23 protein-coding genes are annotated in these 23,100 nt (G+C 68.1%); 11 read left to right on the top strand and 12 right to left on the bottom strand.

Going from position 1 to position 23,100, the window contains the following annotated elements; all coding sequences use genetic code 11:
• The first annotated feature begins 230 nt into the window (after window positions 1–230).
• Genes BLQ28_RS08825 through BLQ28_RS08815 form a run of 3 tightly spaced genes read left to right on the top strand, consistent with a single transcriptional unit; the run spans window position 231 to window position 2,656 of the window.
• Window positions 231–1,268: an ABC transporter substrate-binding protein gene (locus BLQ28_RS08825; protein ID WP_093238446.1), complete on the top strand. Its 1,038-nt coding sequence runs from the start codon at window positions 231–233 to the stop codon at window positions 1,266–1,268.
• On the top strand, window positions 1,265–1,795 hold the full coding sequence (locus BLQ28_RS08820; protein WP_093238445.1) for a nucleoside deaminase: 531 nt from the start codon (window positions 1,265–1,267) through the stop codon (window positions 1,793–1,795). The genes BLQ28_RS08825 and BLQ28_RS08820 overlap by 4 nt, the downstream gene beginning before the upstream one ends.
• Window positions 1,796–1,825: 30 nt before the next feature.
• Entirely contained in the window at window positions 1,826–2,656 is an 831-nt protein-coding gene (locus BLQ28_RS08815) for an urease accessory protein UreD (protein WP_093238443.1), read from the top strand.
• Between the two features lie 30 nt (window positions 2,657–2,686).
• On the opposite strand, the gene BLQ28_RS08810 is transcribed toward BLQ28_RS08815, so the two are convergent.
• The gene (locus BLQ28_RS08810; protein WP_093238442.1) at window positions 2,687–3,559 is read right to left on the bottom strand and encodes a LysR substrate-binding domain-containing protein; all 873 of its coding nucleotides are present in this window, start codon (window positions 3,557–3,559) and stop codon (window positions 2,687–2,689) included.
• A gap of 105 nt (window positions 3,560–3,664) precedes the next feature.
• On the opposite strand from BLQ28_RS08810, the gene BLQ28_RS08805 reads away from it, so the two are divergent.
• The 4 genes from BLQ28_RS08805 to metC all read left to right on the top strand — a co-directional run bounded on the left by BLQ28_RS08805 (window position 3,665) and on the right by metC (window position 8,330).
• Window positions 3,665–4,255 (top strand): cysteine dioxygenase family protein, encoded by a 591-nt coding sequence (locus tag BLQ28_RS08805; RefSeq protein ID WP_093238440.1) that lies wholly within the window; start codon window positions 3,665–3,667, stop codon window positions 4,253–4,255.
• 108 nt (window positions 4,256–4,363) lie between these two features.
• The gene (locus BLQ28_RS08800; RefSeq protein WP_093238439.1) at window positions 4,364–5,959 is read left to right on the top strand and encodes a rhodanese-like domain-containing protein; all 1,596 of its coding nucleotides are present in this window, start codon (window positions 4,364–4,366) and stop codon (window positions 5,957–5,959) included.
• 96 nt (window positions 5,960–6,055) lie between these two features.
• On the top strand, window positions 6,056–7,084 hold the full coding sequence (locus BLQ28_RS08795) for a Bug family tripartite tricarboxylate transporter substrate binding protein (RefSeq protein WP_093238437.1): 1,029 nt from the start codon (window positions 6,056–6,058) through the stop codon (window positions 7,082–7,084).
• A 40-nt stretch (window positions 7,085–7,124) separates the two neighbouring features.
• Entirely contained in the window at window positions 7,125–8,330 is a 1,206-nt protein-coding gene (metC, locus tag BLQ28_RS08790) for a cystathionine beta-lyase (RefSeq protein ID WP_093238436.1), read from the top strand.
• An 85-nt stretch (window positions 8,331–8,415) separates the two neighbouring features.
• Here metC and BLQ28_RS08785 read toward each other — a convergent pair whose 3' ends face one another.
• Window positions 8,416–9,318, bottom strand: coding sequence for a LysR family transcriptional regulator (locus BLQ28_RS08785; protein WP_093238434.1), 903 nt, complete (start codon window positions 9,316–9,318; stop codon window positions 8,416–8,418).
• An 89-nt stretch (window positions 9,319–9,407) separates the two neighbouring features.
• On the opposite strand from BLQ28_RS08785, the gene BLQ28_RS08780 reads away from it, so the two are divergent.
• Window positions 9,408–9,620 carry a YjiS-like domain-containing protein gene (locus BLQ28_RS08780; RefSeq protein WP_093238433.1) on the top strand — a complete coding sequence of 71 codons (213 nt, stop codon included), beginning with the start codon at window positions 9,408–9,410 and terminating at the stop codon, window positions 9,618–9,620.
• A gap of 129 nt (window positions 9,621–9,749) precedes the next feature.
• Here the strand turns inward: BLQ28_RS08780 and BLQ28_RS08775 are convergent, their stop codons facing one another.
• From BLQ28_RS08775 to BLQ28_RS08750, 6 genes are all read right to left on the bottom strand, one after another.
• Window positions 9,750–10,850 (bottom strand): alpha/beta hydrolase, encoded by a 1,101-nt coding sequence (locus tag BLQ28_RS08775; protein ID WP_093238431.1) that lies wholly within the window; start codon window positions 10,848–10,850, stop codon window positions 9,750–9,752.
• Window positions 10,851–10,976: 126 nt separating this feature from the next.
• The gene (locus BLQ28_RS08770) at window positions 10,977–11,933 is read right to left on the bottom strand and encodes an alpha/beta hydrolase (RefSeq protein WP_093238430.1); all 957 of its coding nucleotides are present in this window, start codon (window positions 11,931–11,933) and stop codon (window positions 10,977–10,979) included.
• 116 nt (window positions 11,934–12,049) lie between these two features.
• Window positions 12,050–12,838, bottom strand: a complete 789-nt coding sequence (locus BLQ28_RS08765) for an AraC family transcriptional regulator (protein WP_093238428.1) — start codon at window positions 12,836–12,838, stop codon at window positions 12,050–12,052.
• A 7-nt stretch (window positions 12,839–12,845) separates the two neighbouring features.
• The gene (locus BLQ28_RS08760) at window positions 12,846–13,214 is read right to left on the bottom strand and encodes a hypothetical protein (protein WP_093238427.1); all 369 of its coding nucleotides are present in this window, start codon (window positions 13,212–13,214) and stop codon (window positions 12,846–12,848) included.
• Between the two features lie 43 nt (window positions 13,215–13,257).
• Window positions 13,258–13,677, bottom strand: coding sequence for an SEL1-like repeat protein (locus tag BLQ28_RS08755; RefSeq protein ID WP_093238425.1), 420 nt, complete (start codon window positions 13,675–13,677; stop codon window positions 13,258–13,260).
• A gap of 116 nt (window positions 13,678–13,793) precedes the next feature.
• Window positions 13,794–14,846 carry a YeiH family protein gene (locus BLQ28_RS08750; protein WP_093238424.1) on the bottom strand — a complete coding sequence of 351 codons (1,053 nt, stop codon included), beginning with the start codon at window positions 14,844–14,846 and terminating at the stop codon, window positions 13,794–13,796.
• Between the two features lie 76 nt (window positions 14,847–14,922).
• On the opposite strand from BLQ28_RS08750, the gene BLQ28_RS08745 reads away from it, so the two are divergent.
• Window positions 14,923–15,831 (top strand): LysR substrate-binding domain-containing protein, encoded by a 909-nt coding sequence (locus BLQ28_RS08745; RefSeq protein ID WP_093238422.1) that lies wholly within the window; start codon window positions 14,923–14,925, stop codon window positions 15,829–15,831.
• Between the two features lie 16 nt (window positions 15,832–15,847).
• On the opposite strand, the gene BLQ28_RS08740 is transcribed toward BLQ28_RS08745, so the two are convergent.
• From BLQ28_RS08740 to BLQ28_RS08730, 3 genes are all read right to left on the bottom strand, one after another.
• Entirely contained in the window at window positions 15,848–18,013 is a 2,166-nt protein-coding gene (locus BLQ28_RS08740; RefSeq protein WP_093238421.1) for a TonB-dependent receptor, read from the bottom strand.
• A 235-nt stretch (window positions 18,014–18,248) separates the two neighbouring features.
• A complete protein-coding gene (locus tag BLQ28_RS08735; RefSeq protein ID WP_093238419.1) occupies window positions 18,249–18,455 on the bottom strand; it encodes a YbdD/YjiX family protein in 207 nt (68 codons plus the stop codon).
• A gap of 5 nt (window positions 18,456–18,460) precedes the next feature.
• On the bottom strand, window positions 18,461–20,533 hold the full coding sequence (locus tag BLQ28_RS08730; protein ID WP_093238418.1) for a carbon starvation CstA family protein: 2,073 nt from the start codon (window positions 20,531–20,533) through the stop codon (window positions 18,461–18,463).
• Window positions 20,534–20,750: 217 nt separating this feature from the next.
• Here BLQ28_RS08730 and BLQ28_RS08725 point away from each other — a divergent pair, with 217 nt between their 5' ends.
• A complete protein-coding gene (locus tag BLQ28_RS08725) occupies window positions 20,751–22,025 on the top strand; it encodes an FAD-dependent oxidoreductase (protein WP_093238416.1) in 1,275 nt (424 codons plus the stop codon).
• A 222-nt stretch (window positions 22,026–22,247) separates the two neighbouring features.
• Window positions 22,248–22,577 carry a hypothetical protein gene (locus tag BLQ28_RS08720; protein ID WP_143012452.1) on the top strand — a complete coding sequence of 110 codons (330 nt, stop codon included), beginning with the start codon at window positions 22,248–22,250 and terminating at the stop codon, window positions 22,575–22,577.
• An 8-nt stretch (window positions 22,578–22,585) separates the two neighbouring features.
• Here the strand turns inward: BLQ28_RS08720 and BLQ28_RS08715 are convergent, their stop codons facing one another.
• On the bottom strand, window positions 22,586–23,080 hold the full coding sequence (locus BLQ28_RS08715) for a C40 family peptidase (RefSeq protein WP_093238413.1): 495 nt from the start codon (window positions 23,078–23,080) through the stop codon (window positions 22,586–22,588).
• Between the last annotated feature and the right edge of the window lie 20 nt (window positions 23,081–23,100).

Here is a 23,100-nt window from a genome sequence, read left to right as displayed (position 1 = left end):
TGCCATGCAAATTGCGCGCCCGGATTGTGACGCGCCCGCGCGGCCGATGCACGCACTTTCTCGCAAAGCCCGAGCGGATCGCCTTGGCATGCCTCCTGCATGACCACCCGCAAGAGTAGAAGCGTTCAGCAGCGCACGCACCACCCGAGTGCGCCGCCCGGAAATTGCTCTTGAAGCACCTTCTGCCTTCCATGCAGGGGGTTTCAAGACCCACGATTCCGAGGCTTACCATGCACCGCCGATCCTTTCTCGCGGCCACCTCCGCCGTCGCCGCATCGCTTGCCGCCCCTTCCGTACGCGCCCAGGGCGGCAACAAGCTCACCCCGCTCAAGTTCACGCTCGACTTCCGCATCAACGGGCAGACTGCGCCCTTCTTTCTTGCGCAGGCCAAGGGCTACTACAAGGACGAAGGCCTCGATGTGAGCATCGACACCGGTGCCGGCTCGGTCGCGTCGATCACGCGCATCGCCAGCGGCGTCTACCAACTGGGGCTGGGCGACATCAGCTCGCTGATCGAGTTCAATGCGCAGAACCCCGGCACGCCGATGGTGCAGGCCGTGTACCAGTACTACAACCGTGCACCGTTCGTGATCATCGGCCGCAAGGACCGTGGCGTGACCGGCGACTTCAAGAGCCTTGCCGGCAAGAAGGTGGCGGCCGCCGCCGTCGAATCGACCCGGCGCGCCTGGCCGATGGTGGCGCGCAAGCAAGGCATGCGCGCCGATGCCTTCCAGTGGCAGACCACCGACTTCAGCGCGCGCGACAACGTCATGGTGCGCGGCGACGTCGATGCCGCCACCTACTTCCACGACTCGGCCATCTCGCTCTTCGCGCGCATGAAGCCGGAAGAACTCTCGGTGCTGAAGTACGCGGACGCAGGCGTCAACCTTTATGGCAACGCGATCCTTGCAAGCAGCAACCTCGTCGCGCAGAACCCGAAGGTGGTCGCGGCCTTCCTGCGCGCGACCAACCGCGCCATCGTCGAGACCTTTGCCAACGCGGCGCCCAGCATCGCCGCCATGCGCCAGCGCGAGCCCATCCTCGACGAGAAGATCGAGCTTGAACGCTGGGGTGTCACGGCGCAGTATGTGGGGGCGGCGGACACGCGCGGCCATGGCCTCGGCGACATCAAGAAGCTCACGCTCGAACAGCAGGTCGATGAAGTGGCCGATGTGTTCGGCCTGAAGGTCAAGCCCGCGTCCGACGCCATCTTCAACGGCGCCATGCTCCCCTCGCGCAGCGAACGAACGATTCCTACCAAGGCATGAACTCCAGCAACTCCACCCACCCCACCGCCTACCCCGAAGAAGCCACGCTCGACGAACGCGACGGCCGCTACCTGCGCAAGGCCATCGTCTGGTCGCACGCGGCGCGCCGGCGCGGCAACCGGCCTTTCGGCTCGGTCATCGTCTCGGCGGCCGGCGAAGTGCTGGCCGAGGCCGGCAACAGCAACAACGAAACCGGCGACTGCACCGCCCATGCCGAGGTCAACGCGCTGCGCGCCCTGGCCGGCCGCAACATCTCGCGCGAAGAACTCGCGGGCGCCACGCTCTATGCCTCGGGCGAGCCCTGCGTGATGTGCGCGGGCGCGATCTTCTGGTCGAACATCGGCCGCGTGGTGTTCGGCATCGACGCCGAGCGCCTGCGCGTGTTCCGTGGCGAGCGGCAGGACCAGCGCGATGCCGAACTGTCATGCCGCGACGTGTTCCGCGCTTCGCCGCATCCGATCGAGTGCATCGGCCCGGCGTTGATCGACGAAGCGAGTGCCGCGCACGATGGCGCCTGGAAGACCTGACCGCGCAAAACAGCGCACTAGACTCGCCGCATGCCCTGGCACGCCCGTCTCCATCTCGACTACCAACAAGAAGCCACCCGCACCGTCGCCCGTTTCCGGCATGACGGGCCGCTGCGCATCCTGCAAAGCCTCTACCCCGAAGGCGACACCGTCTGCCACAACGTGCTCGTGCATCCGCCGGGCGGGCTCGTGGGTGGCGACACGCTCGACATCGACATCGAAGCCGCCGATGGCAGCCACGGCCTGATCACCACGCCGGGCGCCTCGCGCTTCTACCGCTCCGAAGGCGAACTGGCGCTGCAGCGCACGCGCATCCGGCTGGCGGCCGAGGCGCGGCTCGAATGGCTCCCGCTCGAAGCCATCTGCTACAGCGGCTGCCAGGCCGAGAACCGGTTGCGCATCGAAGTCGAACCCGGCGCCGAACTGCTGGGCTGGGACGTGACCGCGCTCGGCCTGCCGAACGCCAACCAGCCCTTCGAGCGCGGCAGCTACCTGCAACACATCGAAGTGCCCGGCGTGTGGCTGGAGCGCGGGCGCATCGACGCGGCCGACCACCGGTTGCTGCAAAGCCCGATCGGACTGGGCGGCCACCGCTGCTTGGCCTCGCTGTTCTTCGTGGCGGGCTCGCCGATCGCACGCGCGCGGCGCGATGCGCTGCTGGCACAGGCACGCACGCTGCTCGAAGCGCACAACCTGTTCGACAGCGCGGGCGTCACCAGCCCGCATGCGGAGGTCATGGTGCTGCGCGTGCTCGCGCCGGTGGTCGAGCCCGCGATGCAGTTGCTGCGGCAGGTCTGGCAGGCATGGCGCGGAGAGCTGTGGCAACTGCCCGCGGCCATGCCGCGCATCTGGGCGACGTAGGGCAGGCCCCGCACCGGGCCACGGGCAGGGTCAGGCCGGCGTGTCGGTGCCGGGCAGGCGCAGGTGCTTCTTGAGCGTCTCGAACACCTGCCGCGTGACCGGGTTCACCACGTGGTTGCGCACGTAGAGGTAGTACGCCAGGTCGGGCAGACGCGGCATGCCGTCGCCCGCGCCGAGCACGCGCAGGCCCGCATCGAGTTGCTCCACGCCGCGCGCCGTCACGCCCAGGCCCGCGCGCAGCGCCGCCTTGATGCCGATCAGGCTCGACGATGTGTAGCGCGGCGTCCAGGCCACGCCGGCCGCATCGAGCGCCTCGTGGCCGATGCGCCGAAAGATGCTCGGCCCGTCGGCCATGATGAGCGGCACCGGCTTGGTCGGGTCGTGCACGTAGCTCGCGGCGCACAGCCACACGGTGGGCGAGTTGCGCAGCACCACGCCCTCGAACTGCGGGTCGGCGCGGTTGGAGATGATCATGTCGACCTCGCCGCTCTTGAGCGAGGTCATCAGGTAGGGGCTGCGGCCGATGTGGATGTCGAGCTGCAGCAGCGGCGAAGTGCGTGCCACCTCGGTCAACAGCAGCGGCAGCATGGTCTCGGCCACGTCATGCGGCGCGCCGATGCGCAGGTTGCCTTCGAGCTGCCCCTGCCGCATGCTGCGCAGCGCCTCGTCGTTGAGCGCCAGCATGTGGTGCGCGTACGTGAGCAGGCGTTCGCCGTGCTCGGTCAGCCGCTTCTGGCGGCCCTGCTTCACGAACAGCGGATGGCCGATCTGCTCTTCCAGCCGCTGCATCTGCTGCGTGATGGCCGACTGCGTGCGGTCCAGGTGGACGGCCGCCGCCGCAAAGCTGTGGTGGCTGACAACGGCCGCGAAGGAGCGCAGCAGTTCAAGGTCGAGCGTGGGCATCCATTAATTCTATTGATGTGTTTCTTGCGCCACTTGGATTGTTGCGTCACGTCCCTGTCACTACAGTGAACACACACCGAACAGCCCCCACAGGAGATTCCCCGCATGAGCACCCCGTCCGAGCAGCGCCGCCAGGCCGTCGAAGCGTCCATCGCCACCATGAAGCAAACCATCGGCGGCGCTGAACCCACCCGCGAAAAGCTCGCGGTGGTGCTGGACGCACTGCAAGGGCTGGCCGCCCACACCGCGTACTGGAGCGCCGCCGACTTCCCGCCGCCCGAGGCGGGCGAGCACCAGGCCCGCTACCTCATTGCCGAAGACGCCGACCAGAGCTATGCGCTCTACCTGAACGTGATGCGGCCGGGCAAGAAGATCGTGCCGCACAACCACACGACCTGGGCCTGCATCGCGGCCGTGGAAGGCACCGAGCACAACCGCGTGTACGAACGCACCGACGACGGCGCCGTGCCGGGCGTGGGCAAGCTCGAAGAAACGGCGCTGGTCGTCGTGGCACCGGGCACGGGCATCGCGCTGATGCCCGAAGACATCCACTCGGTCGAGATCCAGGGCGAGCAGGTCATTCGCCACCTGCACATGTACGGCCGCGCGCTTGAAACGCTGAACCAACGCACCGCCTACGACCTCGCCGCCGGCACGTACCAGACCATGGGCATCGGCGTGCAGACGCGCCGCTAGACGCCTCCCGCTTTCTCTTCTTCGCAATTCACGGATGCGGGCCGCCATGCGGCCTCGCAGGGACGCGCTCGTCCCGCCGCATCCGCCGACACCGACACACCCTTGCCCATGACGACCTCCCGCATCGACCCGAAGACCCTCAAATCCTGGCTGCACGACGGCAACGAGATCGCACTGCTCGACGTGCGCGAGCATGGCCAGTACGGCGAGGCGCACCTCTTCTACGGCATCCCCCTGCCCTTCAGCCGGCTGGAGATCGATGCGCCGCGCCTCGTGCCGCGCCGCGGCGTGCGGGTGGTGGCCTACGACGCGGGCGACGACAGCACTGCCGACGTCGCTGAACGCGCCGCCGCGCGGCTCGCCGCACTGGGCTACACCGACGTGCACGTGCTGCAAGGCGGCACGCGCGCCTGGAAGGCCGCTGGCTACGTGCTCTTCGCGGGCGTCAACCTGCCTTCGAAGACCTTCGGCGAACTGGCCGAAGAGGTCTATCACACGCCCCGCGTCAGCGCCGACCAGCTGGCCGAGATGCTCGCGCGCCAGGACAAGGTGGTGGTGCTCGACGGGCGCCCCGTCAGCGAGTTCCACAAGATGAACATCCCGGGCGCCACCTGCTGCCCCAACGGCGAGCTGGCCTACCGCGTGCGCCAGCTGGTGCCCGACACCACCACGCCCATCGTCATCAATTGCGCGGGCCGCACGCGCAGCATCATCGGCGCGCAGACGCTCATCAACCTGGGCCTGCCCAACCCGGTCTACGCGCTGGAGAACGGCACGCAGGGCTGGTACCTGGGCGACCATGTGCTGGGACACGGCGGCACGCAGCGTTATGCGGACGACAGCGGCAACACCGACCTGCGCCCCGCCGCCAAGGCACTGGCCGTCCGCTTCGATGTGCCCACGGTCACGGCGCAGGCCGTGCAGCAATGGGCCGGCGATGCACGCCGCAGCCTGTTCCTGTGCGACGTGCGCACGCCCGAGGAGTTCGCGGCCGGCAGCCTGCCCGGCGCGCAGCACACGCCCGGCGGCCAGCTGATGCAGGCCGGCGACCAGTACGTCGGCGTGCGCGGCGCACGGCTGGTGCTGTTCGACAACGACGGCGTGCGCGCGCCCACCGTCGCGAGCTGGCTGCGGCAGATGGGGCATGACGCGAGCGTGCTCGAAGGCGGGCTTGCGAGCGGCCTGTCGTTGGCGCCCGCCCCTGCATCCATCGCACCGGCGCTGTCGACCATCGATACGCCCACGCTGTCGGCACGGCTCGCGCGAGGCGATGTCGCGCTGGTCGACCTGCGCGCCGGCATGCAGTTTCGCGCCGGCCACATTCCGCAGGCCCGCTGGTCGATCCGCCCGCGTCTTGCCAACGACGTGAAGGGCGAAGCGCGCCAGCTTGTGCTGGTTGCCGACGACGCCGCGCTCGCAGCCTGGGCCGCGGCCTCCGAACTCGCCGGCCACACGGCGGCCCCGCTGCTGCTCGAAGGCGGCATGGCCGCATGGCGCGCCGCCGGCCTGCCCGTCGAGGCCACGCCCGACTTGCCCAGCGACGCCGACTGCATCGACTACCTGTTCTTCGTGCACGACCGGCACGACGGCAACAAGGAGGCCGCGCGCCGCTACCTCGCCTGGGAGACGGGCCTCGTCGCGCAGCTCGACGCGCAGGAGCGGGCCGCCTTCCGGTTGCCCGCCGGTCCCGCCGCGTCGCACTAGGTGCGCCGCATGGCTCGCCTTGCGCGGGCCGTCCCGCACCCGCCCCGGTTTCGCTTTCCGTTCGTCGTTGTCTGTTCCCAGCCCAGGAGTTCCGTCATGTCGTCTGCCAGCCGCATCCCGCACCTTGCCCGCCTTGCCCACCTCACCCACTTTGCGGTCGCCGCCGCGTGGCTCGCAACGCTGGCCCTGCAGCCCGCCTCGGCCGAGCCGCTGCCCGCGCGCAACGGCTTCCCGTCGCAGACGGTGAAGTTCGTCTCGCCCTTCCCGCCGGGCGGCGGCAACGACGCGACGGCCCGCCTCGTCACCGCGCGGCTGCCGGAAATCATGGGACAGGCCGCGGTGGTCGACAACCGCGGCGGCGCGGGCGGCAACATCGGCGCCAAGGCCGTGGCCGACGCCAGGCCCGACGGCTACACCGTGCTCACCTCGCAGGTGTCGATCATGGCGGTCAACCCCACGCTCTATGCGTCAGCCGGTTTCGATCCGGTCAAGAACTTCATTCCGATCACGCAGATCAACGCCGCGCCGCTCGCGCTCGTGGTGGATGCGAACTCACCGCTCAAGAGCTTTGCCGACCTCGCCGCGAAGGCCAAGGCCAGCCCCGGCAAGGTGACCTACGCAACGCCGGGCAACGGCACGCTGTCGCACCTCGTCGGCGTGGTGCTGTCAAAAGACGACGGCATCGCCATGACGCACGTGCCCTACAAGGGCGCCGGCCCCGCGCTCACCGACCTGCTCGGCGGGCAGGTCGACGTGCTCGTGACCTCGACGTCTTCGGTCGCGGGCCTCGTGCAGAACGGCAAGCTGCGCGTGCTGGCCGTGACCAGCCCGCGCCGCATCGGCGTCTTTGCCAAGTCGCCGACGCTCGAGGAACTGGGCTACGCCGGCGCACGCTTCGAAGACTGGTACGGCTTCTTCGCACCGGCCGGCACGCCGCCCGAACGCGTGGCCTACCTGAACGAGGCCATCGTGCGCGCGCTGCGCCTGCCCGAAGTGGTCAAGCTCGTGAACGACGGCGGCAGCGAAGTGGTGGCCAACTCGTCCGAAGCCTTTGCTGCGCAATTGCGGCAGGACATTGACCGCTGGTCGCGAATCGTCAAACTCTCGGGGGCCAAGGCAGACTGACGCACCCGACCAGACCCGACCCGGTCCACGCTTTCACACCATGTCCGATTCGCACCAAGACTCCACCGGCCTCTCCGTCGACACCCGGCTCACGCGCACCGGCAAGGCGCCGTCGTATGCGGGCGGCACGCCCGTCAACACACCGCTGGTGCGCGCCAGCACCGTGCTGTTCGACAGCGTGGGCGCCATGCGCGACGCACGTGCGCGGCGCGACGACGAGCGCATCTTCAGCTACGGCGCGCGCGGCACGCCCACCACCTTCGCGCTCGAAGACGCGGTGAGCGAGCTCGAAGGTGCCTACCGAACGCGGCTCTTTCCGACCGGGCTGGCGGCCATCGGCATGGTGCTGCTGTCGTACCTCAAACCCGGCGACCATGTGCTGATGTCGGACAGCGTGTACGAGCCGACGCGCAACCTCGTGCACTCGTTCCTCGCGCCCTATGGCATCCGCAGTTCGTTCTTCGCGGCGGATGGCAGCGGCATCGAAGCGCTGTTCGAGCCCACCACGAAGCTGGTGTATGCCGAATGCCCCGGCTCGCTGGTCTACGAGATGTGCGACCTGCCCAAGCTCGCCGCGCTGGCGCATGCACGCGGCGCCTTGCTCGCGGCCTACAACACCTGGTGCTCGGGCGTGCAGTACCGCCCGCTCGCGCTGGGCGCCGACATCTCGACGATGGCCGCCACCAAGTACCTCTCGGGCCATTCGGACGTGATGATGGGCACCGTCGCCACCACGCGCGAAGCGTGGCAGCCGCTCAATGAACGCTGCGACGCCTTCGGCATGACCGTGAGCCCCGACGATGCATGGCTGGTGCTGCGCGGCATGCGCACGCTGTCGGCGCGGCTGCAGATGCACGAGCGGCACGCGCTCGAAGTGGCGCATTGGCTCGAAGCGCGACCTGAAGTGGCAACGGTGTTCTGCCCCGCGCTGCCGCAGCATCCGGGGCACGACATCTGGCGTCGCGACTGCCAGGGCACCAACGGCCTGCTGTCCATCGAGCTGCAACCCGGCATCGAGAACGCAGCGGTCGAGCGCTTCGTCGATGCGCTCACCCTGTTCGGGCGCGGCTCGTCATGGGGCGGCTACGAAAGCCTGGTGGCCTGGACGAACATGCGCGCGGCGCGCAGCGTGACGGATTGGAGCCAGCGCGGTGCGGTGGTGCGGCTGCACATCGGGCTGGAGGCGCCGGCGGACCTGACTGCGGATCTGGCGCGCGGGTTCGATGCGATGAAGGCAAAGGCCTGAGGCCTTCAGTCGCTGCCTGTTCCCACATCGGCGCCATTCTCATTCGCCCATCGACCCAGCCACATCAGCGGACAGGGCTGCTGCTTCATGCAGAAGCAGAGGCTGATCCCAAGCCGGCAAGCACATTCAACACATTCAAGGTCGCGCCGTCGAGCATCGCCCGCGGCCTGTGCGCCACCCCGAGCCGCCACGTCAGCGCCGGCATCAGCGGCACGATCTGAACGCGTTCGGTCGGCACCGTGTCGGCGTCCGGTTGCGACGGCAGCAGCGCGGCACCGTAGCCAGCCTCCACCAGCCTGCGAACCGCTGTATCGACGTTGAGCTCGATGCGCGGGCGTGGCGCCAGGCCCGCCGCGGCAAACCACGCCACCGTGAGCTGGTGCATGGAGGTGTTCGCTTCGTTGAAGATCAGCGGCTTGCGGGCCAGCCAGGCCGGCGTGGCGCGCTTGGGTGCTTTCCAGCGCTGCGGCACGAAGGCCATCATCGGTTGCTCGCGCCATGGCGAAACCACCAGGCCGGAGACCACCGGTGCGGGCATCGCCACCAACCCGATGTCGAGCGTGCCGGCGGCCAGCCGCGCGATCGCTTCGCTGGTGACGAGAATGCTCACTTCGACATCGATCTCCGAGTGCTCGGCTTCGAGTGCCTCGAGCACCTGCGTGAGCATGTCCAGCACCACGCCTGTCGAAGCACTGAGGCGCACCCGGCCGGTACGGCCTTCATGGCGCCGCCGGGTCGCATCGACCAGGTCTTCGGTGTCCCGCAGCAGTTTTCGACCGCCCTCGACCAGCACGGCGCCCGACGCGGTGGGAAGAATGCGGCCCTTGCCGCGGATCACGAGCGGCGCGCCCAGGCGCGACTCCAGCTCGCTGATGTGCAGGCTCACGGTGGGCTGCGCCAGATGCAGCGCTTTCGCCGCGGCAGCGAAGGTGCCGAGGTCGACGATGGCAATCAGCGTGCGCAATTGGTCGAGGTTGAGGTGGCGCATCGGAAACACTGAAGGTGAGCTCAGAAATCTCAACTTCCACAGTAGCACGTCTCGCCGGAAGATGATCGTTCTCCAACCGGGAGTACCTCATGGCAACACTCACGCTCGTTGTATTTCGTCAATGGCTCCTCGATGCCCTTTTCGACGGCGCCCGATGTATCGAGAAGCGCCGGCGCCTGCGTGTCGACGCATCGCAACTGAAGGCCATGAGCGAGCACGAACTGTGTGACCTGGGTGTCGGGCGCAGCGAGGTGCCGGGCCTGCTGCGGATGGCCGGCGCGGCGCCATCGGTTCGCCCGTGAATCTTGGAAACCGGCGCTGAAGCGGCTCTGGCAAAGGGTGCCTGTCGTGGCTGTTGGCCATCGCCGGCAGCGCATTGAGCGCACGACCTTCCTTGCTTTTCACGCCGATGATCGTGGCGCAGCGGAGCCCTAGCGCCCCAGGTGCCTGTCGAAGAAGCGCGCGATATCGCCGAATGCTTCCCGGGTCTCGGGCGCATCCGGGTTCATCCCGTACTGCGCGTGCGACTGCCCTTCGTACACGTTGAGTTCCGCCTCGACGCCGGCGCGCCGCAGCTTGCGATGCGTGCGCACCGTGTTCGACAGGAACAGGTCGCGCGTGCCCGTGGTCAGGATCGCGGGAGGAAAGCCCTTGAAGTCGCCGTAGATCGGCGACAGCTGCGGGTCTTTCAGGTCGCGGCCCGCGGCGTACAGCAGCGCGGCGCGCCCCAGCCAGCCGTCCCAGGTCACCAGGACGTTGTCGATCCATTCATTGGTCTGGTAGCTGTCGCCGATCTTCGCGATGTCGGACCACGGCGTTCCCGGTGCGATGGCGCCGGGCAGCGGCACGTTCTCGGCCTTCGCGCGAAGCACCAGCGCGAGCGTCATCGCGCCGCCCGTCGAAGTGCCGAAGACCGCCATGTTCTGCGGCTTGTTGGTCTTGACCAGTTCCTTCCAGACGGCCATCGCATCGTCCATGGCCGCGGGATAAGGAAAGTCGGGCGGCATGCGGTAGTCAACCGACACGACCTTGAAGCCGCCGAAGCCGGCCAGCAGCATCGCTTCGGGCAAGGCGGATTCGCCGGGGCCGAACACGTAGCCGCCGCCATGCACGTGCATCAGCAGCCGCTTCTCGTTGCCGCGCGCGATCTTGTGGGGCGTGACGATGAAGGCGTTCACACCGGCGATCTTCGTGGCCTGCACGGAGACGCCGAGCTTTTCCTTCAGCGCAGGAATCATCGCCACGACGGGCGCGGCACGGCTGTTGACCAGCGCCTTCCACTCGGCTGCGTCCTTGGGCGCCGCGTTGAAGTGGCCGGGGTAGCCGCCGCCGATCAATGCCTGCATCTGCGGGCTGACCTCGTTCGTCGGCACCGGACTCACCTGCGCCGGAGAGCGCCGTGCACCGGCCTGCGCGTTGGCTGTGGCTTGCGCAGCCGCCTTCTCGGCATAGCTCGGAGGCAGTTGCGAACAGGCGGTGAGCGCGACAGCCGCGAGCAACAACGCGAGCTGTGAGGTGAGCCTGAAGTTCATTGTCTTCCTCTGTAGTTCTTTCGATGGATGAGCCTGTCCCGGGCCTCGCAGGGGCGCCGTCATGCTCTCACCGTGCTTGCGTCGTGGGCCTCCGTTCAAACCCCAACTGTGCGAACGCACGATCTTTCAGCGGTGACCGAGGTGTTTCCGATACCAATCCAGCGCCTGCGTGGAAGCGATCTCGAAGTCCTTGATGTACGGGTCGAAGTGCCCCGAGCCCGGCAACAGCGTCAAGGCCTTGGGCTCCAGCGCCTGGTTGTACGCCAGCAGCGCAAGGTCGGTGGGCGTGACGGTGTCGCGCTCGGCCACCACCATCAGCAAGGGCGTGGGGCTCACGCGCTGGATGTAGTCGCCGGGGTTGTAGGCACGAGACCATTCCACGGAACGCAGGCTGACCTCGGGCACCTGTTGCGGCGCGCGGCGATAGGCGGCGGTGTACCAATCGACCGCCTCCTGTGTCTTGTAGACGGCTTCGGAACCTGCATCGCCCATGATCGGCAGCATGCGGGGCGCACTTCCCCGCGCCCGCTGCTGGCGGTCGTCGGCAAGACGGGCGAGCAGCTGGGCTTCGGCCTCGCCGTTGACGCGCCGCAGCGCGGACTGCGTTCCGCTGACCGTCGGCACCTGCGCCACGGCACATCTCACACGGCGGTCCGTGGCCGCCAGAACGATGGCATGGCCGCCGCTATAGCTGCTGCCCCAGACGCCGATGCGCCGCGCATCGGCTTCGGACAAGCCACTCGCGAAGGTGACGGCGTGGCGCATGTCTTCGATCTGCTGCCAGGGGTTGATCTCGCGGCGCGGCGCGCCGTCGCTGCTGCCAAAGCCCCGATGGTCGTACAGCAGCACCATGAAGCCGGCGCCGGCGAAGCGCTCGGCGAAGAGGTCGGTGAACATCTCCTTGGTGGTGCCGTAGCCGCCGCTCATGACGATCAGCGGGTGCCGTTGTTCGTGCGGCGCCGGCTCGACGGGTTGGTACAGCCAGCCTCGCAGCGTGATGCGGTCGGCATCGAAATCGACGTCCTTGCGAACAAAGGGTGGGGCTGGATGGGCCGCCGCGAAGGGCGTGCAGGAATGGGACATGGGGTCTCGGTTCGACATGCCCCCGAGTGTGGGCAGCCCTCTTCCCGCACGCTTGCCCGAAGCTGCCGACTTCTGCGCCGAATCGGACACGGCCAGCCGCGCCGGCGTGCCGGGCTTCAGCGCTGCCGCAAGTATTTGCTGGGCGGCACGCCCATGAAGCGGCGGAATACGTGAGTGAACGCGCCCGGTGTTTCGTAGCCGAGTTCGAGCGCGATCGCCGTGATGCCCTCGCCCGATGCGAGGCGCGGCAGCGCCGCCAGCACCCGGACCTGCTGGCGCCATCCGATGAAGGTCACACCGAACTCCTGCCTGAAAAGGCGCGCCAGCGTGCGCTCCGACACATGGACCTCGCGAGCCCATTCCACCAGCGAGCGCGCGTCGCCGGGCCGCTCCAGCAGGGCCTTGCACACGCGCGACAGGCGTGCGTCCCGGGCGCTCATCAGGCCCAGCTCGACGGCGTCCCTGGCCCAGTCGATCTCGCCGAGGATGAGCGAGAGCACGCGTCCTTCGTGCCCGTCTTCGTCGTGCGCGATGGCGATGGTCGATGCGCGGCCGATCAGCTCGCGCAGGAAGGGCGACACGCGCAGGGTCTGCGGCTTGCGGGGAAAGCCGGCGGGAATCGCGTCGGCACGCACATAAAGGCTCTGCATCGACACCGTGCCCCGGGCCCGCATGGCGTGCTGGGTATGGGGCGGTATCCATAGCGCGTGCTGCGGCGGAATCAGCCACAGCCCGTCGGCGGTGGCCAGCTCCATCAGGCCCACGGGGGCATACACCAGTTGGCCCCTGTCATGGCTATGCCGCCCGGTGTCCCAGCCATCCGGATAGGTCTTGGGCATCACGCCCAGCGCGGCCGGGGCGTTTTCGTAGTCGGCCCGATGGATGCTCTTGGCGGGCGAGGTCATGCGATCCCTACGCATCTACCTCTTCCGCCGCCAAGGCCGCGAGATAGATGCAAACGCCCGCCACCGCCGTCGACAACACCGCCAGCGTGTAGGCGAGCCGCTTGCCATGAAAGAGCGACCCGAGCCAGGCCTCGGACTCGACCATCCAGACGGTCGCCTTGCCGCCCATCCGTTCGACCTCTTGCAGTTCGCGCTTCGATGCGTCCAGCGGCACCGTGTAGACCTGCCCGTTCACCACGCGCTGGTCGGCCGCCTTCACGTCTTCATTGCGCTCGGCGACGAGAAAGAGAATGCCCGCGACGATCCAGCCGGCGATGAGGATGACGATGCCTGTCTGGCGCAGGCGGCGATGGGGTGGCGTGGCGGGCGAGGTCATGGGGCGGCTAGCCCCGGATTCTGACCGAGCCCCGCCCACCCGTTCAGCCGCAGGCGCTCTTGCCCGTCGGCGACCCGCGCAGCCTGTTCAGAAAAGCCAGCTGGACCTTCGCCGTTTCACTCCCCTGTTCTGCGGCCCGGAGCATCCATGTCCGCGCTTCGCAGCGGTCAGCCTTCACCGCCGGGCCGTACAGCGTCTGGCCGGTCAGCAGCACCATGCCCAGCATCTCCTGCGCCTCGGCATGGCCTTCGGAGGCGGCTTGCCGCAACTGGTCGAGCATGGTGCCGTAGTCGCGGTCGGCCTGCGCTTCCAGGGCGAGCTGAAAGCGCTGTTCGGCCTGCAGATCGGTGTTCTCGTCAAAGGGCTTGGCCGATGCGAGTGCCGCAGCGAGCAACAGCACGCCCGAAAGAAAAATGCGCCAGCGCAGCGACCAGCTGGCGATCTGGTTGAGTTCGGATGACATCGATGTTCTCCACGAGTGACGTGGATGCCATCGTGGCGCGAAGCCCCGCGAAAGAGAACTTGGAATTCACGCAGCCTGCCTCAGCCGCTGCCTGAGCCCCACAGGCGCATCGGAGCTCAGAACATCGACAGCACCAGTGCATTGACGCCGTAGCCGCCGACCGTGAGAAACACGAAGAGCAGCGCCCCCAGCTTCAGCGGTTGCACACCGGCACGGCGCAGGCTCACGGCACTGGTGCGCAGGCCCATTGCGGCCATGGCGGTGGCCAGCAGCAGCGTGTCGAGCTGCACCAGCCCTTCGACCAGCGCGTGCGGCAGCACATCGAGCGAATGCACCGCGCTCACGGCGATGAACAACACCGCGAACCACGGAATGCGCACCTGCTTCCAGCAGGCCTTGAAGCTGGTCGCGCCCTTCATCGATGCGGCCGAATGGAACGACAGCCACATGAGGAACGGCGCGAGCATCATCACGCGCAGCATCTTCTCGACCACGGCCGCGTTGGCTGCGGCGGGGCCGACGGTTTCGCCCACGGCCACCACCTGTGCCACCTCGTGGATGGTCGATCCGGCGAACAGGCCGAAGGCATGCTCCGACAGACCGAGGTACGGAAACACCAAGGGGTACAGCACCATCGACAGCGTGCCGAACACCACCACCGTGGCGACGGCGATCGAGACCTTGTGCTCTTCGCCGCGTACCACGGGCTGCGTGGCCATGACCGCTGCGGCGCCGCAGATGGCGCTGCCCGCGCCGATCAGCGCGGCGGTCTGCCGGTCGAGCCCCAGCCAACGCGTGCCGACATAGACCGCGATGCCGAAGGTCAGCGCCACCATCGCCATGCCGATCAGCAGGCCGGGCCAGCCGACCGCGCCGATGTCGTGCAGCGAGATGCGAAAGCCGTAGAGCACGATGCCCGCGCGCAGCAGCACGCTGCGCGCAAAGTCCACGCCTGCGCCGGCGCGGTCCGCCACCGAAGGGAAGGCCGTGTTGCCGACCAGCATGCCCAGCGCGATGGCCAGCGTCATCGCGCTCAGGCCCATCTGCAGCATCGGCCCCCACTGCGCCAGCAGCGCGGCCATGGCGGCCAGCAGGGCCGCGAGCAGCAGGCCGGGCCCACGGCTGCGAACGAAAGAGAAACCGGGCAAGGAGGCAACAAGGGAATCCATGGCCCCGAGGTTAGGAATGGACGCCCCATGAGTCAAAGACATAAACTTCACCAATGCATGAAATGAAGTTATGGCAATGAACCTGCACCTGCTGCGCCTCTTCGTCGCGGTGGCCGAGGCGGGCAGCTTTTCTCGCGCGGCCGAAGGGCTGTGGATCAGCCAGCCGGCGGTGTCCAAGGGCATCCGCGAACTGGAGCACCAGCTCGACCTGACGCTGATCGAGCGCGGCGCCGGCAAGGGCTTCCGGCTCACCGAGGCGGGCACCTCGCTGCTCACGCATGCGCGCGGCATCTTCGCGATGGAGCGCGCAGCGCTCGACGATGTGCGTGCGCGCGTCGGCGTGCAGCGCGGCAGCCTGACCATCGGTGCCAGCACCACGGTCGCGAGCTACTGGCTGCCGCCCTATGTCGCGGCCTTCTGCGCCGCCTACCCCGCCGTGGTGCCGCGCGTGACGGTGGGCAACACGCAGTGGGTGTGCGAGCAGTTGCTCGAATGCCGCATCGACCTGGCGCTGGTGGAAGGCCGCGTCGATGAAGAGCGCATCGAGGTCAGCGAATGGAAGGCCGACCCGCTCACGCTGGTGGTGGCGCCGGGCTCGGCGTTGCCGCGCCGTGCGGTGACGGCCGAAGCGCTGGGCCGCCAGAACTGGATCTTGCGCGAGCCGGGCTCGGGCACGCGGCAGGCCACCGAAGCGCTGTGCGAGGCCCACGGCATCGCCGCCCTGCCCTGGATGGAAATGGCCAGCAACGAGGCCATTGCGCGCACGGTGGCCAGCGGTGTCGGCATCTCGATGCTGCCGCGCGTGGTGGTGGCCGACATGCTCGCGCTCGGCGCGCTGCGCGAGCTGAAGCTGGCGGGCGGCGCCGCCCTTTCGCGCCCGCTCTACCGGCTCGCTCTGAAGAACAGGCCGCTTGCGCCCGCCGCACTCAAGATGGTCGAGCTGCTGGAGCGCAAGGGCGCACTGGCCCGCACGCAGCGGGCCTGACGCGCAACGGCCGCCGTCAGAACTTTGCGGTCAGCATCACCTGCAACTCGCGCCCTGCGCCGGGCATGATGAGGTTGTCGACGCTGCCGTGTCCGGAGACGTAGTACTTCTTGTTGGTGAGGTTCTTCAGGTTCACCGACAGCTCGTAGCGCTCGGTCTTGTAGCTGGCCGCCAGGTCGGCCGTGACGTAGCCCGGCAGCGTGACCAGGTTGCTGAGCGACGCATAGCGCGAGGCCACGTAGTTCACGCCACCGCCGGCGCTCAGGCCATTGCCCAGGTCTTTCATGAGCCACACGAAGGCCGAGTGGCGCGGCGTGAGCGCCGCCACCTTGCCCTGCACCGGCAGCGCCGCGCCCACCGGCAACTGCAGCGAGCTGACCGTGGCCAGCGACTTCACCATGCGCCCGTCGAGGTACGCATAGCCCGCGCTGATGTCCCAGCGCCCCGGCAGCTTGCCGGCCAGCGCGAGCTCGACCCCATTGGTGCGCTGCGTGCCCACGTTGATCTGCCGCGCGGGATTGGCCGGGTCGGTGTTCTTCATGCCCGAGCGTTCGAGATTGAAGACAGCCGTGGTGAAGTTGAGCGCGCCATCGAGAAAGTCGAACTTGGCGCCGATTTCCTTGTTGACGGTGATCTCTGGGTCGTTCGCCGCAATGGCGGTCGACAGCGCAAAGGTCTCGGCCGAAGGCTGGAACGAGCGGCTGTACGACACGTAGTAGGACTGCGTTTCGCTCGGCTGCCAGACCACGCCCGCGCGCGGGCTGAACTTGCGGTCGGTGCGCTCGATGGGCGCCTGCGTGCGCTCGAACGAGGTCTCTTGCCCGAACACGTCGTAGCGGCCGCCGACCAGCGCCTTCCATTGCGGCGCCAGCGTGATCTGGTTCTGCGCGTAGATCGCGGCCGTCTTGAAGGTCGAGTTGCTCGGGATCGCGCTGGCCGCCTGGTAGCTCGCCAGCGGAATGGGCGCCGGCACGGCGACCGGGTTCAGGATGCTCACGCGCTCGTAGCCCGTGGCCGACGACACCGAGTACAGGCGCTTGTCTTGTTTGCCGAACTCCGCGCCCAGCAGCCACTCCTGCTTGAAGCCGCCGAGGTTGTTGCGCCAGGTCAGTTCGGTCTGGTTGAACCAGCCGCTTTCGTCGCGGTCCACAAAACCGCGCGTGCGGCCCACCGTCATGCGCACCGGGTCGGTGGTGCCGCTGGGCAGCGTGTTGAAGCGGTCGAGCTTGTAGGTGTAGTAGCGCGTGACGTTGCGCAGGTCCAGCGAGGCGCTGAAGCGGTGGTTCAGCGTCGAGGTGAACGACTGCACGCGGGTCGTGGTGGTGTCGTCGCGCTTGCCGAATGCGGAGCCGTAGTAGGTGCCGATGGGCACGTTCACCGGCCGGCCATTGAGCTCGGGAATGCCGAAGTCGGTCAGGCGCTGGTCGTAGGCGTTGGTGTACTGCAGCAGCAGGTCGGTCTGCGGGCTGAACTTGATCGCCAGCGACGGTGCGATGTTGTAGCGGTCGATGAACTGCTGGTTGCGGTAGCTGCCCGACTTCTCGCGCGCGACGTTCAGGCGAAACGCCATGTTCTCGCCGATGGGCGTGTTCAGGTCGGTGGTCAGCCGCTTGAAGTCGTGGGAGCCCAGGCCGAGCGAGACCTCGCCGAAGGGACGCTCGAACACCGGCTTCTTGGTCACGCGGTTGATGAGGCCGCCCGACGATCCGCGCCCGTACAGCACGGCGGCCGGGCCCTTCAGCACCTCGATGCGCTCGGTGTCCGAGAGGTCGCGAAAGTACAGCGCGTCGTCGCGCACGCCGTCCACGAACCAGTCGGCGATGGCCGAGAAGCCGCGAATGACCACCTGGTCGCGCTGGCCGTCACCCGCGTTGAACGACACGCCGGGCGCATTGCGCAGCGCGTCCTGCATCGAGGTCGCGCCCTGGTCGCGCAGCAGTTGTGCCGGCAGCACGTTCACCGCCTGCGGAATGTCGCGCAGCGGCGCACTGCCCTTGGTGGCCGTGCTGCTGGTGGACGGGGCGTAGCCCGCGTCCTGCTCGGAACTGACGGTGACTTCCTTGAGCGTGGTGCCGCCGGCACTCTGCTGGGCATGCGCGGCGCCGTTCAGGGCGGCCAGCACGGCAAGGAACAAGGATGGATGGCGCAGCCGGAAGCGCGGCGCAGGCGAACGAACGGACATGGTTGATTTCCCTCAGGGCGATTTGTTTTGTGTAAATCGCGAAGCGACATGCCGTTTCGCCACCTCTCAAGTGGAGAAACCGGATGTGCCCTGCCTGGAAAAATCTGGGTTGGGTGCCTCTGCCGCGCGGCACCGGCACGGGGCCGGGCTTGCAGCAAAGGGATCGCATCGCGCGAACCAAATGATTATAAATGTGTCGTCTTTGTGGCCGGCGGCCGCACGGACCGCCGCGCCACTAGCAACAGCGGCCCTTGCCCGCGCCGTAGCGCGCCTCCAGCCGTTCCCTGAAGAAAACCTCGTAGCTCATCGGCGGCCGGTCCGGGTGGGTGGCCGCCATGTGGGTCAGGTAGGCGTCGTAGTCGGGCAGCCCGACCATGAGCCGCAGCGACTGCTTGAGCGAGCGCGCAAAGTAGCGCCCGGCTTCCGGCAATGCGAGGCCCATGGCGTTCAGTGGGCGGCGGACGAGGCCGCACCCATCGGCTCGAACGGCGTCTCTTGCGTGGTCGGCCGGTTGGCCGCGCGCGCCGCCAGGCAGGCCTTGATGCTGTAGACCAGCACGCTCAGCACCACGAAGATGAAGAGCGCGCACAGGGCCGCATCGAGCCGGTCGTTGAAGACGATGCGCGACATGGCCTCGGGCGTCTTGGCCGGCGCCACCAGCACGCCATTGGCCAGGCCTTCGGTGTACTTCGCGGCGTGCGAGAGAAAACCGATCTTCGGGTCGGCCGAGAAGATCTTCTGCCAGCCCGCCGTGAGCGTGCAGGCCAGCAGCCATGCGGCCGGCGCAATGGCCACCCACGCGTAGCGCTCGCGCTTCATGCGGAACAGCACCACCACGCCCAGCATCAGCGCCACCGCGGCCAGCATCTGGTTGGAGATACCGAACAGCGGCCACAACGTGTTGATGCCGCCCAGCGGATCGACCACGCCCTGGTACAGGAAGTAGCCCCAGGCCGCCACGCACAGCGCGGTGGCGATCAGGTTGGCCGGCAGCGAATCGGTGCGCTTGAGCGCGGGCACGAAGCTGCCCAGCAGGTCTTGCAGCATGAAGCGGCCCGCGCGGGTGCCGGCATCGACCGCCGTGAGGATGAACAGCGCCTCGAACAGGATCGCGAAGTGGTACCAGAAGGCCATCATGGCCTGCCCGCCGATCACCTGGTGAAGGATGTGGGCCATGCCCACCGCCAGCGTCGGCGCGCCGCCTGCGCGGCCGAGGATGGTGGTTTCGCCCACGTCCTTGGCGGTCTGCATCAGCATCTCGGGCGTGATGACGAAGCCCCAGCTCGAGATGGTCTGCGCCGCCTGTTGCGCGGTGCTGCCCACCAGCGCGGCCGGGCTGTTCATCGCGAAGTAGATGCCCGGCTCGATGCACGAAGCCGCCACCAGCGCCATCACGGCCACGAAGGATTCGGCCAGCATGCCGCCGTAGCCGATGAAGCGCGCGTGGCGCTCGTTGTCGAGCATCTTGGGCGTGGTGCCCGAAGAGATCAGCGCATGGAAGCCCGAGACGGCGCCGCAGGCGATGGTGATGAACAGGAACGGGAACAGGCTGCCCGACCACACCGGGCCGTTGCCCTGCGCAAACTGCGTGATGGCCGGCATCTGCAGCGTGGGCATCACGAACACGATGCCGATGGCCAGCGCGATGATCGTGCCGATCTTCAGGAAGGTCGAGAGGTAGTCGCGCGGCGCCAGCAGCAGCCACACCGGCAGGCTTGCGGCCACGAAGCCGTAGCCCACCAGCATCCACGTGAGCGCCTTGCCGTCGAAGGTGAAGAGCGGCGCCCACTCGGCGCTCTGGCTCACGGCCTGGCCACCGAAGATGGCCAGCATCAGCAGCACGAAGCCGATCAGCGACACCTCGCCGATGCGCCCCGGCCGGATGAAGCGCAGGTACACGCCCATGAACAGCGCCACCGGCACCGTGGCCGCCACCGTGAAGGTGCCCCACGGCGATTCGGCCAGCGCCTTCACCACGATCAGCGCCAGCACCGCCAGGATGATGATCATGATCATGAAGGTGCCGAACAGCGCGATCATGCCGGGCACCACGCCCATCTCCTGCTTGACGAGGTCGCCCAGCGAGCGGCCGTCGCGCCGCGTCGAGATGAAGAGCACGATGAAGTCTTGCACCGCGCCCGCGAACACCACGCCCGCAAGAATCCACAGCAGGCCGGGCAGGTAGCCCATCTGCGCGGCCAGCACCGGTCCCACCAGCGGGCCCGCGCCCGCGATGGCCGCGAAGTGATGGCCGAACAGCACGTTCTTGTCGGTCGGCACGTAGTCCAGCCCGTCGTTGTGGCGGTGCGCCGGGGTCTTGCGCTTGCCGTCCAGGCCCAGCACCTTGTCGGCGATGAAGAGGCTGTAGTAGCGGTAGGCGATCAGGTAGGTGCAGATCGCGGCGGTCACGACCCAAAGGGCGTTGACGCTTTCACCTCGGGTCAGGGCCACGGTGCCGAGCGCGAATGCGCCGACCACGGCCACGACCAGCCACGCCAGGTGGCGGCGGATGCTGTGCATGGGGATGTCTCCTCGATATGGAACCGGGGAGTCTTGCCGGACGGGGGTACGGGCGCATCCGTCGGACCGCGTGGGCGGCTTGCGTGGCATTGCGTAATGGAAAACCCGAATAATCAGCCGACCACGCCGCAGTGCAATGCCTGCGGGCCTACACGCACGAACCGGACCAGACCGCAACATACGCCCCTGCCACCGACGGCGCAGAAAGATCGAAGCCATGGACACGCCCCTTGCCACCCCTTTGGCCGCCACGCTCCCGCGTTGTTGCATCGCGGGCGGCGGCCCGGCCGGCATGGTGCTGGGCCTGTTGCTGGCACGGGCCGGCGTGCCCGTGGTGGTGCTGGAAAAGCACACCGACTTCCTGCGCGACTTTCGCGGCGACACCGTGCACCCGTCGACGCTGGAGATCCTGCACGAGCTGGGCCTGCTCGACGCCTTCCTGCAGCGCCCGCACGACCGCATCGAAGAACTGCGCGCCACCTTCGAGGGCCAGAGCTTCCCCGTGGCCGACTTCTCGCACCTGCCCTCGCATTGCCGGTTCCTCGTGCTGATGCCGCAGTGGGAGTTTCTGGATTTCATGTGCGACGAGGCGCGGCGCTACCCCGGCTTCGAACTGTGGACCGATGCCGAGGCCATCGGCCTGCTGCAGGACAAGGGCCGCGTCACCGGCGTGAAGGTGCGGCGCGGCCGCCACAGCGGCCAGCTGCAGGACATCGAGCTGCACGCCGCACTGGTGGTGGCAGCCGATGGCCGCCATTCCACGCTGCGCGATGCCGCCGCGCTCCCGCACATCAGCTACGGCGCCCCCATCGACGTCTTGTGGATGCGCCTTCCCAAAGTCCCCGGCGACCCGGAAGCCACTGGCGGCCACATCGCCGGCGGGCATCTGCTGGTGACGCTGAACCGCGGCGACTACTGGCAATGCGCCTTCGTGATTCCCAAGGGCGGCCATGCCACCCTGCAGGGCCGGGGCATGGCCGCCTTCCACAACGAGATCGCCAGGATCGCGCCCTTTCTGACGGGCAGGCTGCTGACCGCCCTGCCCGACTGGGACGCGGTGAAGCTGCTCGAAGTGACGGTCGACCGGCTCGAATCGTGGTCATGCCCCGGCCTGCTGTGCATCGGCGATGCGGCGCACGCGATGTCGCCGGTGGGCGGCGTCGGCATCAACCTCGCCGTGCAGGACGCGGTGGCCGCCGCCAACCTGCTGTCGTCGCCATTGGCCGGAAACGCCACCGGCAAGCAGATCGACAACCTGCTGCCTCAGCTGCAACGTCGAAGGGAATGGCCGGTGCGCGTGACGCAGGCGGTGCAGCGCATGGTGCAAGACCGCGTGCTGATGCCCGTGCTCGACGGCAAGCTTTCGGGCGCGGCGGGCCATGTGCCCTGGCCGCTGCGGCTGTTGTCGCGCTGGCCCTTGCTGCGCAGGCTGCCCGCGCGCGCGGTGGGCCTGGGCGTGCGGCCCGAACACGTGCAGTCGCCGCGCGCCTGAGCACTTTTTTCTTTATGTCTTGTTTACGCGCCCGCGTGAACATTCGACGCCGTTTTTATGCGCGCTTTCGGACACTCGCTGCATTGCAAGGCAACGAGTGAGCAATGGACTTCGTGTGGTTGGCCATCATCGCGGCCGTGTGGATCGTCTCGGCTGAAACATGGGTGCGCGCCTGCGGGCTCGACGCACCGCGCCGCAATGCGGGCAAGGCCTGACATGGTGTTGAACGCAACGCTTTGGTACCGCGCCGCCGCGTGGGTCAGGCAGACCCGGGCGCGGCCCGACATGACCCTCTTCTGGTCGTGCTGCGGCACGCCCGCGCTCGGGGAACAGACGCGCGTCGGACGCCGCGGCGGGCGCGACGTGCTCGTGGCCTCATGCGCTCATTGCGGGGCCGAGTGGCTCAGCCTGTCGCAGGCAGAGAGCCCCGCCGACTGGCAGCCCTTGAAGCGCAGCGAAGCCATTGCCACACGGCCAGCATGCAAGACGGCACGCGCCATCGACGAACGCAATGCCTGGCGCAAGAGAAAGCAGCACGACCTCGAGGACTGAACCGCCGCTCAGGGCCGCCGCGCCTGCATCGCCTGCCGCGACCAGTACACGCCGTCCAGCCGATCGAGCCGCACCTCGCCGCCGGTCGATGGTGCATGCACGAATCGCCCGCTGCCCACATAGATGCCCGCATGCGACGGTGTGGACGGACCGAAGAGCACCAGGTCGCCAGTGCGGATCTCGGACATCGCCACCGGCCGGCCGAAGCCCGCCATGCGCGCCACCGTGCGCGGCGGCACCTGCCCCACGCTGCTGCGGTACACATAGCCGATGAGCCCGCTGCAGTCGAAGCCGCCTTCGGGCGTGTTGCCGCCATAGCGATACGGCGTGCCGACCAGCCCCAGCGCATGGATCGCGATGCCGTTCGCCTGGTCGGGCGTCAGCGACGAGATGACGGGTGTAGAAGATGAAGGTGGCGGCGCCGGCGGGTTCGCACAGCCCAACACCAGAAGGCAGGCCCCGATCGGGAGCCATCGAAGCAGTTGTTGTTGAAGCACAGGCATGTGGCGTGGCGGGTCTTGTG

This window comes from Variovorax sp. EL159, assembly GCF_900100965.1.
Taxonomy (GTDB): domain Bacteria; phylum Pseudomonadota; class Gammaproteobacteria; order Burkholderiales; family Burkholderiaceae_C; genus Variovorax.
The sequence above is the reverse complement of the archived record's forward strand: the minus strand, read 5'-3'. Positions and strand labels throughout refer to the sequence as shown.

Bases quoted from the DNA above. Each gene is read 5' to 3' on its own strand.
- BLQ28_RS08825 (WP_093238446.1), top strand. From the start codon at position 231: ATGCACCGCCGATCCTTTCTCGCGGCCACCTCCGCCGTCGCCGCATCG.
- BLQ28_RS08820 (WP_093238445.1), top strand. From the start codon at position 1,265: ATGAACTCCAGCAACTCCACCCACCCCACCGCCTACCCCGAAGAAGCC.
- BLQ28_RS08815 (WP_093238443.1), top strand. From the start codon at position 1,826: ATGCCCTGGCACGCCCGTCTCCATCTCGACTACCAACAAGAAGCCACC.
- BLQ28_RS08810 (WP_093238442.1), bottom strand. From the start codon at position 3,559: ATGCCCACGCTCGACCTTGAACTGCTGCGCTCCTTCGCGGCCGTTGTC.
- BLQ28_RS08805 (WP_093238440.1), top strand. From the start codon at position 3,665: ATGAGCACCCCGTCCGAGCAGCGCCGCCAGGCCGTCGAAGCGTCCATC.
- BLQ28_RS08800 (WP_093238439.1), top strand. From the start codon at position 4,364: ATGACGACCTCCCGCATCGACCCGAAGACCCTCAAATCCTGGCTGCAC.
- BLQ28_RS08795 (WP_093238437.1), top strand. From the start codon at position 6,056: ATGTCGTCTGCCAGCCGCATCCCGCACCTTGCCCGCCTTGCCCACCTC.
- metC (WP_093238436.1), top strand. From the start codon at position 7,125: ATGTCCGATTCGCACCAAGACTCCACCGGCCTCTCCGTCGACACCCGG.
- BLQ28_RS08785 (WP_093238434.1), bottom strand. From the start codon at position 9,318: ATGCGCCACCTCAACCTCGACCAATTGCGCACGCTGATTGCCATCGTC.
- BLQ28_RS08780 (WP_093238433.1), top strand. From the start codon at position 9,408: ATGGCAACACTCACGCTCGTTGTATTTCGTCAATGGCTCCTCGATGCC.
- BLQ28_RS08775 (WP_093238431.1), bottom strand. From the start codon at position 10,850: ATGAACTTCAGGCTCACCTCACAGCTCGCGTTGTTGCTCGCGGCTGTC.
- BLQ28_RS08770 (WP_093238430.1), bottom strand. From the start codon at position 11,933: ATGTCCCATTCCTGCACGCCCTTCGCGGCGGCCCATCCAGCCCCACCC.
- BLQ28_RS08765 (WP_093238428.1), bottom strand. From the start codon at position 12,838: ATGACCTCGCCCGCCAAGAGCATCCATCGGGCCGACTACGAAAACGCC.
- BLQ28_RS08760 (WP_093238427.1), bottom strand. From the start codon at position 13,214: ATGACCTCGCCCGCCACGCCACCCCATCGCCGCCTGCGCCAGACAGGC.
- BLQ28_RS08755 (WP_093238425.1), bottom strand. From the start codon at position 13,677: ATGTCATCCGAACTCAACCAGATCGCCAGCTGGTCGCTGCGCTGGCGC.
- BLQ28_RS08750 (WP_093238424.1), bottom strand. From the start codon at position 14,846: ATGGATTCCCTTGTTGCCTCCTTGCCCGGTTTCTCTTTCGTTCGCAGC.
- BLQ28_RS08745 (WP_093238422.1), top strand. From the start codon at position 14,923: ATGAACCTGCACCTGCTGCGCCTCTTCGTCGCGGTGGCCGAGGCGGGC.
- BLQ28_RS08740 (WP_093238421.1), bottom strand. From the start codon at position 18,013: ATGTCCGTTCGTTCGCCTGCGCCGCGCTTCCGGCTGCGCCATCCATCC.
- BLQ28_RS08735 (WP_093238419.1), bottom strand. From the start codon at position 18,455: ATGGGCCTCGCATTGCCGGAAGCCGGGCGCTACTTTGCGCGCTCGCTC.
- BLQ28_RS08730 (WP_093238418.1), bottom strand. From the start codon at position 20,533: ATGCACAGCATCCGCCGCCACCTGGCGTGGCTGGTCGTGGCCGTGGTC.
- BLQ28_RS08725 (WP_093238416.1), top strand. From the start codon at position 20,751: ATGGACACGCCCCTTGCCACCCCTTTGGCCGCCACGCTCCCGCGTTGT.
- BLQ28_RS08715 (WP_093238413.1), bottom strand. From the start codon at position 23,080: ATGCCTGTGCTTCAACAACAACTGCTTCGATGGCTCCCGATCGGGGCC.